This is a genomic window from Paracoccus jeotgali, assembly GCF_002865605.1.
In the GTDB taxonomy this organism is placed as follows: Bacteria; Pseudomonadota; Alphaproteobacteria; order Rhodobacterales; family Rhodobacteraceae; genus Paracoccus; species Paracoccus jeotgali.
The window spans coordinates 1,719,965-1,733,649 of record NZ_CP025583.1 but is presented as its reverse complement, the minus strand read 5'-3'; the positions used below and the strand labels follow the sequence as shown (position 1 = coordinate 1,733,649).

Below are 13,685 nucleotides of genomic sequence, written 5' to 3'. Positions count from 1 at the left end.
AGATGCAGGCGTGGCCGACCGAGAGCGGGTCTCTCGGTCGGCGCCCGATCTTATTTCGTCAGGATCAGCTTTCCGGCTCTGGTGATCCGCAGGTTATAGACCTGCTCGTTCAGCACGATCAGGGCCTGGTTACCGCCCTGCGTCAGATGGTCCGCGTCATGCAAAGGCAGGTTGTTGACGGGCATCGCGCAGGGGCGGCAAAACTCGGAAGGGCGGGTCGCGGTCATGTCGTCTCCTGTTCGCTGATGGGGTGACTGTGCATGGCCGCGCGAAAGTTGTCAAAGCGTTTTTGTCAGGAATGTCACCGCGCGCTGAGGCAGGCATGAATCCGCTCGGCGAGCTGGCTCAGCAATTCGGTGTAGAACCCTGATTCCGCGTCGATCTGACTGCCTTCGGGGTCGAGAGGCTCGCCCAGCGTGACCGGGCTGCCCGACGTCACGGCGTCCAGAACCGCAGAGGGGTGATTGGCCTCGGGGAAGGCGCAGCGGACCTGATGGGCGGTGATCTGGCGGCGAATCTTGTCAATCCGCGCGGCCGAGGGCGCGCTGGCATCGCCCAGTGACACCGGGATCGTCTCGGCCAGCCCATAATGCGCGGTGAAATAGCCGTAAGCGTCATGCAAGGTGACGATATGCTGCCCGGCGAGCGGGGCCAGCAGGGCGGTCAGCCGGGCATCGAGCTGCGCAATCTGCTGCTTCGCCGCCTCGGCGTTCTCCGCAAACGCGGACGCGTGGGCGGGGTCGAGCGCGGACAGCCGCCCGGCGATCTCGTCCAGCCAGACCGCAGCGTTGGTGGGGTCGAGCAAGGCGTGCGGGTCGATGCTGCCAGGCGCGTGGTCGTGGCCATCGCCGGCCTCATGCGCGTCGCTCTCGCCATAGGATCGCAGCGTGGTGCCGGGGGTGGCGAGCAGCGCGAGTCGCCGCTCGGGCGCGAGGGTCTCGGCCCCGCGTGACAGCCACGGCGTCAGCTCTGGCCCGATCCAGACCAGCAGTTCCGCCTGTTGCAGCGCACGCGCCTGACTGGGCCGCAGTTGGAAGTCATGCGGATCGCTGCCCTTGTCCAGCAGCACCTCGACCTCGCCCAGATCACCCAGCACCTGCTGGACAAGCGCGCCCGTCACCCGAGTATCGGCCAGCACCTGCGGCGGATCGGCCGCGACTGGCGCAGCGAGGGGCAGGGCGAACAGCGAGATAGCGAAGGTCAGGGCAAGGCGCATCGGATCTTTCCTTGTGAAACAGGCGGACAAGCTCTAGGTGATAAGATAACAAGTCAACCGAAATGTTACAGGATAACATGACCGCATTCGAGCAGCATGACCACGCGCTTTGCGCCGATGCCGCGCTGTCGCGGGCCGAGGGTGTCGCCCGCGATCGCGGCTTGCGGCTGACCCCGGTGCGGCGTCGGGTGCTGGAAATCCTGCTGGAACAGCACCGCGCGATGGGCGCCTACGAGGTGCTGGACAGGCTCGCCGTCGAGGGTTTGGGCAAGCAGCCCCCCGTCGCCTATCGGGCGCTGGATTTTCTGGTGCAGAACGGGTTCGCGCACCGGGTCCAGCGGCTGAACGCCTTTACCGCCTGCCAGTCCTCTTGCGCGGGCGGACATGCGCCGGCCTTCCTGATCTGCCGCCTGTGCCAGACCGTGGCAGAGCTGGACGCGACCAGCCTGCGCGCCGCGCTGGAAGCCGACACCGCCAGCGCCGGCTTCACCGTCGAGCGCACCACCATCGAGGCCCTCGGCCTCTGCGCCGCCTGCAGCGAGGCGGCATGACGGCGGCCGAGATTCTGCCCCCGCAAACGAACGACCCCGCGCCGCTGATCGTCGCCGAGGGGCTGGGCGTGCGGCTGCCGGGCGCCGACCGCCCGGCGCTGCGCGATGTCGATCTGTCCATTTCGCCCGCCCGTATCGTCACCGTGGTCGGCCCGAACGGATCGGGCAAATCGACGCTGGTCCGCGCCCTGCTGGGCCATGTCGCGCTGAGCGCGGGCAGGCTGTGGCGCCAGCCGGGGCTGCGCATCGGCTATGTTCCGCAGCGCGTGCATGTCGATCACCGCATCCCGATGACGGTGCGCCGCTTTCTGTCGCTGCCCCGCCGCGTCACCGATGCCGAGGCGCCAGAGGCGCTGGCCCGGACCGGGGTCGAGGGGCTGGGGGCGCGCCAGATCGGGCGGCTGTCCGGCGGGCAGTTCCAGCGCGTCCTGCTGGCGCGGGCGCTGCTGAACCGGCCGCAGCTTCTGGTGCTGGACGAGCCGACGCAGGGGCTGGACCAGCCCGGCATCGTCGCCTTCTATCGCCTGATCGAAGAGATCCGGCAGGAAACCGGCGCGGCGGTGCTGCTGGTCAGCCATGATCTGCTGGTCGTCATGCGGGCCTCGGATCACGTCATCTGCCTGAACGGGCATGTCTGCTGCCACGGCACGCCGCAGGCGGTCAGTGCCGCACCAGAATATCAGGCGCTGTTCGGTGCCGATTCCGCGCAGACTCTGGCGCTGTATCGCCACGACCACGACCACGCCCATGACGGGCTGGGCGAGCCCGCGCTGCAGGGCGGGTGCAGCCATGACCATGACGGGGACGCCTGTGACTCTGCTCCTTGACGATTACCTGATCCGCGCGGCGCTGGCCGGGCTGGCGGTGGTGCTGGCGACCGGGCCGCTGGGCTGTTTCGTGGTCTGGCGGCGCATGGCCTACTTCGGCGACGCGACCGCCCATGCCGCGATCTTGGGCGTCGCGCTGAGCCTGTCGCTGGGCGGGCCGGTCTATCTGGGCACGCTGGGCGTGGCGCTGGCGATGGGCTGGCTGGTCGCGCATCTGGCCGGGCGGGGCGAGGCGGTGGACACCGCGCTGGGGGTGCTGGCGCATGGCGCGCTGGCCGCCGGGCTGGTGGCGGCAAGTTTCGTGCCGGGGCTGCGCGGCGATCTCAACGCCTGGCTTTTCGGCGATATCCTGCTGGTCCGGCCGGTCGATCTGCTGTGGGTCTGGGGCGGGGCGGCGGTGGTGCTGGTCGTGCTGGCCTGGCGCTGGCAGGCGATGGTGACGGCGACGGTGAACGAGGAGCTCGCCATGGCCGCCGGCATCCGTCCGGCGACCGAGCGGCTGCTGCTGACGCTGGCCATGGCGATCATCGTCGCGGTCTCGATTCGCGTCGTGGGGGCGCTGCTGGTCTCGGCGCTGCTGGTCATTCCGGCCGCTTCCGCCCGTGGTTTCGCCCGCAGCCCGGAACAGATGGCGCTGATCGCGACACTGGTCGGTGTGCTGTCCGTGGGCGTCGGTCTGGGGGCGAGCCTGTTTGCCGACAGCCCGGCCGGGCCGTCGATCATCGCGGCGGCGGCAGCGATTTTTCTGGTCATGCTGCCGTTTCGGCGGGGGCTGGCATAAATGTCACGTTTTACCCCGCACGCCCTGTGTGGGGAGGAACTCTGCACCAAACAGGGTGTTGTGAAATATGCAACAGTCGGGGCAAACCAGCTTGGCAGGGACAGTTAACCCGCTTTCAAAGCCTCGCCGATTGTGAGACTGTCGCGACGATGCTGCTGGAAACAGTAGCCTTCACAAGACCAAACGGAGCATGATCATGACCAAATTTGCTACCTTCGCCGCCGCTCTGGCCCTGACCGCATCGTCGGCTCTGGCCGGTGGCTACGTCGCCCCCGTTGTGGAAGTTGAGCCCGTCGTCGTCGACGCCGGCCAGCCCGCAACCTCGAACGCAGGCCTGGTTGTTCCGGCCCTGCTGCTGCTGGGCGTCATCGCCGCAGTCGCTTCGGACGACGACGATTCGGATTGATCCTTACAGGATATTTTCCGAAGGGCTGGCGCTTGCGCCGGCCCTTTTTCGTTTCTGACTTTCGCCAGCGCAACGCGGCATGAAAAAACGCCCGGCGGGATGCGCCGGGCGTTCCAGTCAGATCGCGAAGGCCGCTCAGGGCCGGATGGTCTGCAGCGTGACATAGCCGAGCTGCTGGCCGATCCACTGGCGAGAGACCGGGATCTGCCCGTCCGCTGTCACCAGATAGGAATTCTCGACCGTCAGCGCGCCGCTGCGGCAGCTTTCGCCGACCTGTGTCGCGGTCCATGACCGGCCGGCAAAGGCAAAGCTTTTCGCGCCGCCGACCGTGACATTGCAGGTCATCGGCAAGGGCCGCTCGACCCCGTCGCCGCTGATATAGCGGTGGATGCGGGTCGCCTGACCGGCCCGGCGGGCGCGGATCAGGGACGGGCTGTCGCCATCGACAACCGACAGGTCATGGCCCAGCCCCTTGGTGCCGGTCAGGATGCCGCCCCGCAGGATCAGCGCCTGCATGTTCGGGCTCATATAGCTGCGCATCCCGGCGTTTTCGCCGGTCATCGCCATCACCTGCGTGGCCCCGCTGCTTTCCAGCCCGGCCAGAATCAGCGGCGCGGGATTGGCGGCCAGCGCGCGGGCGGCCATCTGGTCGGGGTTTGGCGGCGCGGCCGGGGCCGGGGCCTCGCCGCCGCCGGTGGCGCGGGCGAGGGCAGGCGCGGCCGCGTCCTTCAGCGCGCCATAGATCGAGGGTTCGTCCGCGGCCCGGTCGCTGCCGCAGCCCGCCACGCCAAGAACGGCCAGGGCCGCGCAGAATTGCCAGATACGACCCGTTGTCATCGCCAGAACCGTCCCCATCCTTCATACAGCTTGCCGCTGTGGGTTTCGCGCACCGTCTCGTAGAGCCGCCCATCGACCCGCAGGCGAGAGCCGCCGTCGCGCGACAGCGAGCGCAGATCGCCGGTGACCCGCTGCGTGCTGGGGGTCCCAAGCGCCCAGGTCAGCGGCACCGACATGGTGATGCCCTTGTCGAACGATCCTTCGCCGTATTGCTCGTCGCTGAGGTTGGTCTTGGTCGCATAGGCGCCGATCCGCCAGCCATTGGCGAATTCGCGGTTGAGCGAGACCGTCGCGCCCTTGTCGCCGGCCAGATATTTGCCGACATCGACCTGCCCCCAGATCCCGTTGCCGAAATCGTAATAGGCCGAGACATGGCCGGTGGTGACCTCGTAATCCTGAAAGCCCAGAACGCTGTCGAAGTCGCGCTTGCGGACGCGGTTGACCTCGGCCCCCAGGGCCAGCCGAGAATCGACCGGCTTCCACAGCGCCTCGGCCGAAACGCCGCCAAAGGCACGCTCGATCATGCCCGCCGTCACCCGCGTATAGGTGGTGGGCGTCGGGTGGGCATACCAAGCCAGCGTCAGTTCCGGCACCGTCGGCCCGCCATTGCCGGCGAACATGCGGGTGTCGGACCTGACCCGCGGCACGCCGTTGTTCTCGGCCGTGCGCTGATCGGAATCGAGCGCCAGATATTCGTCGATGGTGTAGCCCTTGGGGGCCTTTTTCTTCTGCGTGCTGATCACCCGCTGGCGGACGCGGCCCTTCAGGATCAGGCCGGGCAGGATCTCGTAACGCCCCGAAAGCTCAGCCCCCAGCTCATAGCGGAAGGGCTCGTCCGGGTCGAACAGGCCGATGTCGCCGTAAGGCGCCAGCCGCCAGCTGAATTTCGGATAGATCCCCGGCGAGGCCAGCAGATCGCCCGGATATTGCGGCGCATTGAGGATATTGGCCCGCTGCGCGATGCGCGCGGCGGCGGTGTTTTCCAGCGCCTCGACATCCGAGCGCCGCAGCTCCACCGAAGAGGTCGCGATCCCGCTTTTCATCGAGGTGATGACGAAGGTCTCGACCGAAGGCGGCAGGGCGCGGGTCATCAGGCGGGCGGCCCGGCCGATCGCCTCGGCCTGGATGGGATAGCGGGTATTGCGGATGCGGATCTCGGCCCGGTTGGCCGAGAGCGACATGGATTCCAGCACCTGCCCTTCCTTGGCCAGCGCCGTGCTCAGCGCGGTCTGGATCGCCGGTTGCGCGGTCGGATCGGCCGACCACGCGCCCGACCAGCCGTCGGGATCGGCGGCGGGCGAGGGGCGGGGACGCACCGGCGCGGGCGCGGGCTCCAGCCCGGACGGGTATTGCGGCTGCCTTGCGTTCAGCGCCACGCTGGCGCGGATGCCAAAGGTGTCGCCGCCGATGGTATAGGCGCCGATCTGATAGGTGTCGCCGAGACGGTAATTCACGCCCAGATTCAGCCGCCCATCCGGCGGCTCGGTCCCGTCGGCGTCGGATTCGGGTTCGTAATCGTCATTGGAATACTCAGCCAGCACCGACAGCTTGTCCGTCGCCTGCCACTCGATCGAGGCGAAGGGCCGGGCCGGGCCGCTGAACCAGTCCTCGACCTTGGGCTTGCCGCCCTCGTCATTGTAATCGGTGCGCCGCCATGCGCCGGCCAGCCGGCCCCAGCCGATCCCGCCCGAGACCCGGATCGATGGCGTCACCTGCTTGGTCGCGACCAGATATTCGCTGGAATAGATGCCGGTGCCCAGAAAATCCCGCAGACCGACCGCGACCGAGGGTCGCCAGCCGGATTCCTCGAACACCTGGAACTGGATGTCGAAGCTGCGGTCATACAGCGCGTCCCGGTTCGGATCGATGCCCTTGATCCGCGAATAGCGCAGCGCCGTGGTCAGGCGCGGCAGCACCTGAAAGCTGGTGGTGACGCGGCGCCCGTAATCGCTGTAGCTGACATCGGCGGAAAACTGCCCCTCGGCGGGGGCGACGGCGGTGGGCGTGTCGATGGCGCCCGGCATCCCATAGCTGTTCAGCGTCTGCGCCGACAGCGTCATCGGCACCCCAAGCGCGGTGACAGAGGCGGTCAGCAGCGCCGTCGTGGTCAGCAGCAACGGTCGAAAGCGGGGGCGATGCATGGACGCTCCTTTAATGGGCCGGTGATGGGCCAGTCGCGGCGACTATAGGGGCAGCCCGCCGCCGCGCCAATCCCGCAGGAAAGGGCGGTGGCGAGATTCCGCGCCGCTGTGGCGTCGTTGCGCGTGGCGTGCGAGATCGCGGTCGCGCGCTCAGCCCTGCGCGGCGGCTGCGGGCTTGGCCTCGGGCTTGGCGGCTGGGCTCGCGGTGGCGCTGGCCTCGGCTGCGGGCGAGGCGCAGCCGGTCAGGCTTTTGCCGCCGACGCGCAGGGTCGCGGTCATCGGGAATTTCTCGCCCGACATGCTGTCGACGCAGGCCGCGCCGCGGATGTTCACCGCAAAGGCCGAGCCATTCAGCGTGCCCACATATTCGACGCCCTTGGCATAGACCAGCCGGCGCACGGAGATGGCGCGGCCCTTCGGGTTGTCCGGGGTCTGATAATTCGCCGTTGTGCCCGCGACATCGACGCGCCAGAAGGGCTCGTTTCCGCGTGCGACAAAGGCGGTGGTGTTCAGGGTCGTGGTTTCAGCGTTGACGGCGGGCTTGCGCTCGCCCTCGACCTCGATCGGCACATCGCGGGGCGAAACCGCCGGGGTGACCAGCGGGGTCTTCATCGGATCGACCGGCTCGGCCGGGGGCGCGGCCTCGAGCGGCTTGTCCCAGGGGAAACGGAAGTCCTGCATGGCCTGTTCGTCGCAGGCGGCAAGCGCCAGAGGCAGCAGGGCAAAGACGAGGCGAAATTTCATCGGGCGGTTCCCTTGTTCCGGTTGTCGTGGTCGACCTGCCCCTGTCGGGCGGCAATTGGCCGTTTCCTTGGCCCTTGGCATAGCGTAATCCTGTCAAAGGCGGCAAGCGCGACACGGCATTTCCTTTAGGCGGGATCCGGCCGGTGTTGCTGGCCGGGCCGCCGCGCAACAATCCGCAAGACGTCGAGACGGTGACAGTGGTGGCAGTTCCGAAAATCCCTCAGGCAACCCGGCTGACCGTCGGGCCCGAGACGCTGGGCGTGCCGGTGTTTCTGGCGCCGATGGCGGGCATCACCGATCTGCCGTTCCGGCGCATGGTCGCGCGCTTTGGCGCCGGGCTGGTGGTCAGCGAGATGGTCGCTTCGTCCGAGATGGTGACCTCGCGCCCCTCGCCCCGTGCCTCGGTCCGGGCGCGGGCGCTGACCGAGGCGGGGGTGCCGGTCTCGGTCCAGATCGCCGGGCGCGAGGCGCAGCCGATGGCCGAAACGGCGCGGATCGTGGCCGGGATGGGCGCGCGAATCATCGACATCAACATGGGCTGCCCGGCCAAGAAGGTGACGGGCGGGCTGTCGGGCGCGGCGCTGATGCGCGACCTCGACCACGCGCTGACGCTGATCGAGGCGGTGGTGGCGGCGGTCGATCTGCCGGTCACGCTGAAGATGCGGCTGGGCTGGGACGATGACAGCCGCAACGCCGCCACGCTTGCCGCGCGGGCGCGCGATGCGGGCGTGCAAATGCTGACCGTCCACGGGCGGACGCGGGCGCAGTTCTACAAGGGCCGGGCAGACTGGGCGGCGATCCGCGCGGTGGCCGATCTGCCGGGCCGGCCGCTGCTGGTCGCCAATGGCGACGTCGTGGACGGTCAGACCGCCCGGCAGGCGCTGGCGCAATCCGGGGCCGAGGCGGTGATGGTCGGGCGCGGCGCGCAGGGCGCGCCCTGGCGTCTGGCGCAGATCGCGCATGAGGTTTTCGGCACGCCCGCGCCCCTCATCCCGCAGGGCGCGGCGCTGGCCGATCTGGTGGGCGAGCATTATCAGGACATGATCTCGTTTTACGGCACCGACCCCGGCCTGCGCGTCGCCCGCAAGCATCTGGGCTGGTATGCCGATGTCGCGGGCGCCGCGGGCAAGGACCGGCTGTTCCGCGCCGCCAGCCCCGCCGAGACGCTGCGGCTGATCGCCGAGGTCTTTGCCGACGCGCCCGGCCCGCAGCTGTCGCGCGCGGCATGAGCCGCAGGCTCTCCCTCGCCGCCGACAATGCCGGTGGCCCGGCCGACAGCGCGCTGGTGGGCGAGACGCCAGTCATGCAGGCGCTGTTTCGCCGGATCGAGCAACTGGCGGTTAGCGACCTGCCGGTGATGCTGGTGGGCGAGGCGGGCGTGGGCAAGACCGCCTTCGCGCAGCTTCTGCATCGCTTGTCGGACCGGACCGCGACGGCACTGACCCTTGATGCCGCCAACGGACCCGAGGCCATACAGCGCGCCATCGACAGCGCGAGCGGCGGGACGCTGGTGATCGAAAACCCCGCCGAGCTTGACCCGTCAGCGCAGGCGCGGCTGGTGGCGCTGCTGGACCGCGCAGCGGATGATACCCCGCGTCTGATCGCCACCGGCGGCTTCGATCCGCGCCGTGATGTCGCGCGCGGGCGGTTGCGGGCGGATCTGTTTCACCGCCTCTCCGGAGCCATCGTCACGGTGCCGCCGCTCTCGGCGCGGCGCGAGGATGTGCCGCTGCTGGCCCGGCACCTGACCGCGCGGCATTCCGGCCGGACCATGGGCGAGGATCTGCTGACCACGCTGGCGCAGCGCGATTTTCCGGGCAATGTGCGAGAGCTGGACCTGCTGATCCGCCGCCTTGCCGCCACCGGCCAGGGGCCGGTGCTTGCGAGCGAGTTGGATGCGCCTGACGCGCTCTCACCCGACCCGCTGCCGCTGGAGGCTACGGGCCAGCTTGCCGCCTCGGTCGCCGCGCATCTGCAACGCTATTTCGATCTGCATGGCGACCAGCTGCCGCCGCCGGGCCTTTACGATCGCATCCTGCGCGAGATCGAGACGCCGCTGCTGCGCATCGCGCTGGACGCGACCGGCGGCAATCAGCTGCGCTGCGCCGAACTGCTGGGCCTGAACCGCAATACGCTGCGCAAGAAACTGGCTGAGCGGAATATTCAGGTGACACGCAGCCGTCGGGTGATGTAAAACGGTCACAACAGCCTGACAATCGTCACGCTGTTGCAACAAGACGCGGCAGGGGCAAGCGGCGCAAGACCGGACGGGCGAGCAGATGGCAGCACAGGGATTGATGCAGATCCGCGCCTCGCGCTGGGCGGACCGGCTGGCCGGTCTGGCGGCGCGTCGCCGGCTGCGGACGGGGTCGACGCTGGCACTGGTGGTCATGGCCCCGGTGCTCGGCATCCTGACCGTGGTGGTGCTGGGCGCGGTCGGCGTCACCGGCGGGTCCAAGGTGCTCAGCCTCGTTCTGCTGCTCGATTTCGTTTATCTGCTGCTGTTGCTGGGGCTGGTGCTGATGCGGCTGGCGCAGATGGCGGCGGCGCGGCGCCGCGCGCGGGCCGGGTCGCGGCTGCATGCGCGGCTGGTCGGCATCTTCGCGCTGATCGCCCTGGTGCCGACGGTGCTGGTCGCGCTGTTTGCGGGCGTGGTCATCAATATCGGGCTCGAGGGCTGGTTCTCGGACCGCGTCCGCGAGGTGGTCGGCAACGCGCAATCCGCGGCCGTGGCCTATCAGGACGAACACCGCAACGACTTGACCGAGGATTCGCTGGCCATTGCCCGCGTCCTGCGGCAGGCCGCCGCCGGCGATCCGCTGATCGGGGATGGCGATTTGCGGCTGATCCTGACCGACCAGCAGGCGCGCATCCAGCGCGGCCTGCGCGAGGCCTATGTGATCGACGGCGCCGGCACCATCCATGCGCGCGGCGAGCGGTCCTATGATTTCTGGTTCGAACCGCCGACCTCGACGCAGTTCGATCTGGCCCGCGCCGACGGCATCACCCTGATCGAAGACTGGGCGCAAAGCGAGTTCCGCGCCCTGCTGGCCCTGCCGCCGCTGGCCGACCGCTTTCTGTATGTCACCCGCGACGTGGACGGTCGGCTGCTGGGGCTGCTGGACGACACGCGCGAGACGATCAGCGAATACCGCCAGCTGGAACAGGATCGCGGCCGGGTGCTGTTCGAGTTCTCGCTGGTCTATCTCGGATTCGCGCTGTTGCTGATCGCGGCGGCGATGTGGCTGGCGCTGTGGTTCGCGGAACGCCTCGCCCGACCCATCGGGCGGCTGGCCGAGGCGTCCGAACAGGTGGGTCTGGGCAATCTGGACCTGCAGATCCCCGAAGCCGATACCGGCGACGAGATCCAGACCCTGGGCCACAGCTTCAACCGCATGACCCGCCAGCTGAAGGCGCAGCGCGAGGAACTGGTCGCCAGCCATCAGGCCAGCGAGGAACAGCGCCGCCTGTTCGATTCGGTGCTGTCGAGCGTCACCGCGGGCGTGATCGGGCTGGATGAGAACGGCGATATCGACTTCATGAACCGCTCGGCCGTGCGGATGCTGGGGGTGGACCCCCTGCGCGACATCGACCGCCCGCTGGCCGAGGTGGTGCCCGAATTCTCGGCCCTGTTCCAGCGGCTGTCCGCGGGCGTGGCCGAGACGATGCAGGACGAGATCCGGCTGGTCCGTGAAGGGCGGATGGAAAGCCTGCTGGTGCGGATGGCGGTGCGGCACCGCGCCGATGGCGGGCTGGAAGGCTATGTCGTGGCCTTCGACGACGTGACCGAGCTGGTCAGCGCGCAGCGTCTTGCCGCCTGGGGCGACGTCGCCCGCCGCGTCGCGCATGAGATCAAGAACCCGCTGACCCCGATCCAGCTTTCCGCCGAACGCCTGCGCCGCCGCTTCGGCAAGATCGCACCCGATGACGAGGCCCGCGCCGCGCTCGATTCCTATGTCGAGGTCATCATCCGCCAGACCAACGACCTGCGCCGGATCGTGGACGAGTTCTCGCGCTTTGCCCGGATGCCGGAACCCGACCGGCGCGAGACCGACCTGACCAAGCTGCTGCGCGACACCATGCTGCTGCAGGAAGACGCCGTCCGGGCCGAGCTGGTGTCCGATCTGCCCGACGTGCCCGTGCGCATCGACTGCGACGCGACCATGATGGCGCAGGTCTTCACCAATCTGCTGAAGAACGCCGCCGAGGCGATCGACGAATGCCGCGCCGACCCGCCCCCGGGCTGGCAGCCGGAAATCCATGTGGCGCTGTGCGAAAGCCCGGACAGCGTCACCGTCTCGATCACCGATAACGGGCCGGGCCTGCCCGAGGACCGCTCGCGGCTGTTCGACCCTTATGTGACGCTGAAGGCGGGCGGGACCGGTCTCGGCCTGCCCATCGTCAAGAAGATCGTCGAGGAACATGGCGGCAGCTTTTCCTTGACCGATGCCCCGGGCGGACAGGGCGCGCGGGCCGAGCTGCGATTGCCGCGCGAACGAAACCCGGTGCGAATAGCCAGAAAGAACAAAGAGCAGGACGTGACATGAGCGACATTCTGATCGTCGACGACGAAAGGGACATCCGCGAGTTGATCGCAGACATCCTACAGGACGAGGGGTTTCAGACCCGCACCGCGGCCAATTCCGACGAGGCGGTGGCATCGCTGAATCAGGCCGAGCCGGCGCTGATGATTCTGGACATCTGGCTGAAGGACAGCCGGATGGACGGGATCGACATCCTCAAGCAGGTCAAGCGCAACAACCCCGATGTGCCGGTCATCATCATCTCGGGCCATGGCAATATCGAGATCGCGGTCGCCGCGATCCGTCAGGGCGCCTATGATTTCATCGAAAAGCCCTTCAACATCGACCAGCTTCTGGTGGTCATCAACCGCGCGATGGAAACCAGCCGGCTGCGGCGCGAGAACGCGCAGCTTCGCCGCGGCGACGTCAAGGCGGCCGAGATGCTGGGCAATTCGGCCGCGTTCCGGCGGATGCGCGACCAACTCGACAAGCTCGCCAAGTCCAATGGCCGGGTGATGCTGACCGGCGAGCCGGGGGCGGGCAAGGAACTGGCCGCGCGCTATATCCACGCCCATTCCCCGCGCGAGGCCGGGCCCTTTGTCATCGTCCCCTGCGCCACCATCGAGCCCGAGCGGATGGAAGAGGTTCTCTTCGGCCGCGAATCGCCCGAACGCGGGATCGAACCGGGGCTGCTGGAACAGGCGCATGGGGGCTCGATCTATTTCGACGAGGTCTCGGACATGCCGCTGGGCACCCAGCCCAAGATCCTGCGGGTGCTGACCGAACAGCAGTTCACGCGGGCGGGCGGTGCCGACCGGGTGCGCGTCGATCTGCGGGTGATCTCGTCCACGAACCGCGATCTGCCGGCCGAGATCAACGCCGGCCGCTTTCGGCAAGAGCTGTATGACCGGCTGAACGTGGTGCCGCTGGCGGTGCCCTCGCTCGCCGACCGGCGCGAGGATATCCCCCTGCTGGCCGAGCATTTCATGCAGCAGGTCCATGAGGAACAGGGCCTGCCGCTGCGCGAGATCTCGGAGGATTCGCAGGCCGCGCTGCAGGTGATGGACTGGCCCGGCAACATCCGGCAGCTTCGCAACGTGATCGAGCGGGTGCTGATCCTCGCCGAGGATAGCGGCCCGGTGCGGCCGTCCGAGTTGCAGGGGCAGGGCGGGGCGCAGGGCGACGGCGCCGACACGCTGACGCTGGGTCCGCGCATGACCTCGCTGCCCTTGCGCGAGGCGCGCGAGCTGTTCGAGCGCGAATATCTGCTGAACCAGATCAACCGCTTCGGCGGCAATATCAGCCGCACCGCGCAATTCGTTGGCATGGAGCGCAGCGCCCTCCACCGCAAGCTGAAATCGCTGGGCGTCGTCGGGGGGCGTGCGGTGGATGAGGTGGAAGAGGTGTGATTGCCGGCGGGGCCGGGTCGCGGTCCCGTTCGTCGCAACTTTGTTCCCGCTGCAGATGTTGCGGCAGAAGCGCCTATGACTACCCTCTGACGACCGGCACCCGTCTTCGCCAGCGGGAGGGAGTGGTTCGGCCGACATCACCCTCGAAGCTACGCGCGCCAATGCGTGAGCCTTGCGGATGAGGGTCTGACACAACGGACGGGCCCTCATGTCTACTGGCGACGTTGTGGTGTCGGGTCAGCATAGCCTC

General features: G+C 68.3%; 13 protein-coding genes. 8 read left to right on the top strand and 5 right to left on the bottom strand.

Annotation, left to right across the window (positions count from 1 at the left end; translation table 11 throughout):
* Nucleotides 1-50: 50 nt before the first annotated feature.
* Nucleotides 51-227 carry a hemin uptake protein HemP gene (hemP, locus tag CYR75_RS08455; RefSeq protein ID WP_101499643.1) on the bottom strand — a complete coding sequence of 59 codons (177 nt, stop codon included), beginning with the start codon at nucleotides 225-227 and terminating at the stop codon, nucleotides 51-53.
* A 74-nt stretch (nucleotides 228-301) separates the two neighbouring features.
* Nucleotides 302-1,216, bottom strand: a complete 915-nt coding sequence (locus CYR75_RS08450; protein ID WP_101499642.1) for a zinc ABC transporter substrate-binding protein — start codon at nucleotides 1,214-1,216, stop codon at nucleotides 302-304.
* Between the two features lie 77 nt (nucleotides 1,217-1,293).
* Between CYR75_RS08450 and CYR75_RS08445 the strand changes: the two genes are divergently transcribed.
* From CYR75_RS08445 to CYR75_RS08430, 4 genes are all read left to right on the top strand, one after another.
* Nucleotides 1,294-1,767 (top strand): transcriptional repressor, encoded by a 474-nt coding sequence (locus tag CYR75_RS08445; RefSeq protein WP_225972654.1) that lies wholly within the window; start codon nucleotides 1,294-1,296, stop codon nucleotides 1,765-1,767.
* On the top strand, nucleotides 1,764-2,594 hold the full coding sequence (locus CYR75_RS08440; RefSeq protein WP_101499640.1) for an ATP-binding cassette domain-containing protein: 831 nt from the start codon (nucleotides 1,764-1,766) through the stop codon (nucleotides 2,592-2,594). The genes CYR75_RS08445 and CYR75_RS08440 overlap by 4 nt, the downstream gene beginning before the upstream one ends.
* Nucleotides 2,563-3,375: a metal ABC transporter permease gene (locus tag CYR75_RS08435; protein WP_101500954.1), complete on the top strand. Its 813-nt coding sequence runs from the start codon at nucleotides 2,563-2,565 to the stop codon at nucleotides 3,373-3,375. The genes CYR75_RS08440 and CYR75_RS08435 overlap by 32 nt, the downstream gene beginning before the upstream one ends.
* A 196-nt stretch (nucleotides 3,376-3,571) precedes the next feature.
* Nucleotides 3,572-3,781 (top strand): hypothetical protein, encoded by a 210-nt coding sequence (locus CYR75_RS08430; protein ID WP_376780309.1) that lies wholly within the window; start codon nucleotides 3,572-3,574, stop codon nucleotides 3,779-3,781.
* A gap of 135 nt (nucleotides 3,782-3,916) precedes the next feature.
* On the opposite strand, the gene CYR75_RS08425 is transcribed toward CYR75_RS08430, so the two are convergent.
* From CYR75_RS08425 to CYR75_RS08415, 3 genes are all read right to left on the bottom strand, one after another.
* Nucleotides 3,917-4,618 (bottom strand): YjbF family lipoprotein, encoded by a 702-nt coding sequence (locus CYR75_RS08425; protein WP_101499638.1) that lies wholly within the window; start codon nucleotides 4,616-4,618, stop codon nucleotides 3,917-3,919.
* Entirely contained in the window at nucleotides 4,615-6,759 is a 2,145-nt protein-coding gene (locus tag CYR75_RS08420; RefSeq protein ID WP_101499637.1) for a YjbH domain-containing protein, read from the bottom strand. Before CYR75_RS08420 ends, CYR75_RS08425 begins: the two co-directional genes overlap by 4 nt.
* Nucleotides 6,760-6,909: 150 nt before the next feature.
* Nucleotides 6,910-7,503 (bottom strand): COG3650 family protein, encoded by a 594-nt coding sequence (locus tag CYR75_RS08415; protein ID WP_101499636.1) that lies wholly within the window; start codon nucleotides 7,501-7,503, stop codon nucleotides 6,910-6,912.
* A 281-nt stretch (nucleotides 7,504-7,784) separates the two neighbouring features.
* Here CYR75_RS08415 and dusB point away from each other — a divergent pair, with 281 nt between their 5' ends.
* From dusB to ntrX, 4 genes are all read left to right on the top strand, one after another.
* A complete protein-coding gene (gene dusB, locus CYR75_RS08410) occupies nucleotides 7,785-8,732 on the top strand; it encodes a tRNA dihydrouridine synthase DusB (RefSeq protein ID WP_101500953.1) in 948 nt (315 codons plus the stop codon).
* Nucleotides 8,729-9,697, top strand: a complete 969-nt coding sequence (locus CYR75_RS08405) for a sigma-54-dependent transcriptional regulator (protein ID WP_101499635.1) — start codon at nucleotides 8,729-8,731, stop codon at nucleotides 9,695-9,697. Before dusB ends, CYR75_RS08405 begins: the two co-directional genes overlap by 4 nt.
* An 85-nt stretch (nucleotides 9,698-9,782) precedes the next feature.
* Complete coding sequence (locus tag CYR75_RS08400; protein WP_225972652.1) at nucleotides 9,783-12,050, top strand: sensor histidine kinase NtrY-like; 2,268 nt, start codon at nucleotides 9,783-9,785, stop codon at nucleotides 12,048-12,050.
* Nucleotides 12,047-13,435: a nitrogen assimilation response regulator NtrX gene (ntrX, locus tag CYR75_RS08395; RefSeq protein WP_101499633.1), complete on the top strand. Its 1,389-nt coding sequence runs from the start codon at nucleotides 12,047-12,049 to the stop codon at nucleotides 13,433-13,435. The genes CYR75_RS08400 and ntrX overlap by 4 nt, the downstream gene beginning before the upstream one ends.
* Nucleotides 13,436-13,685 lie beyond the last annotated feature (250 nt).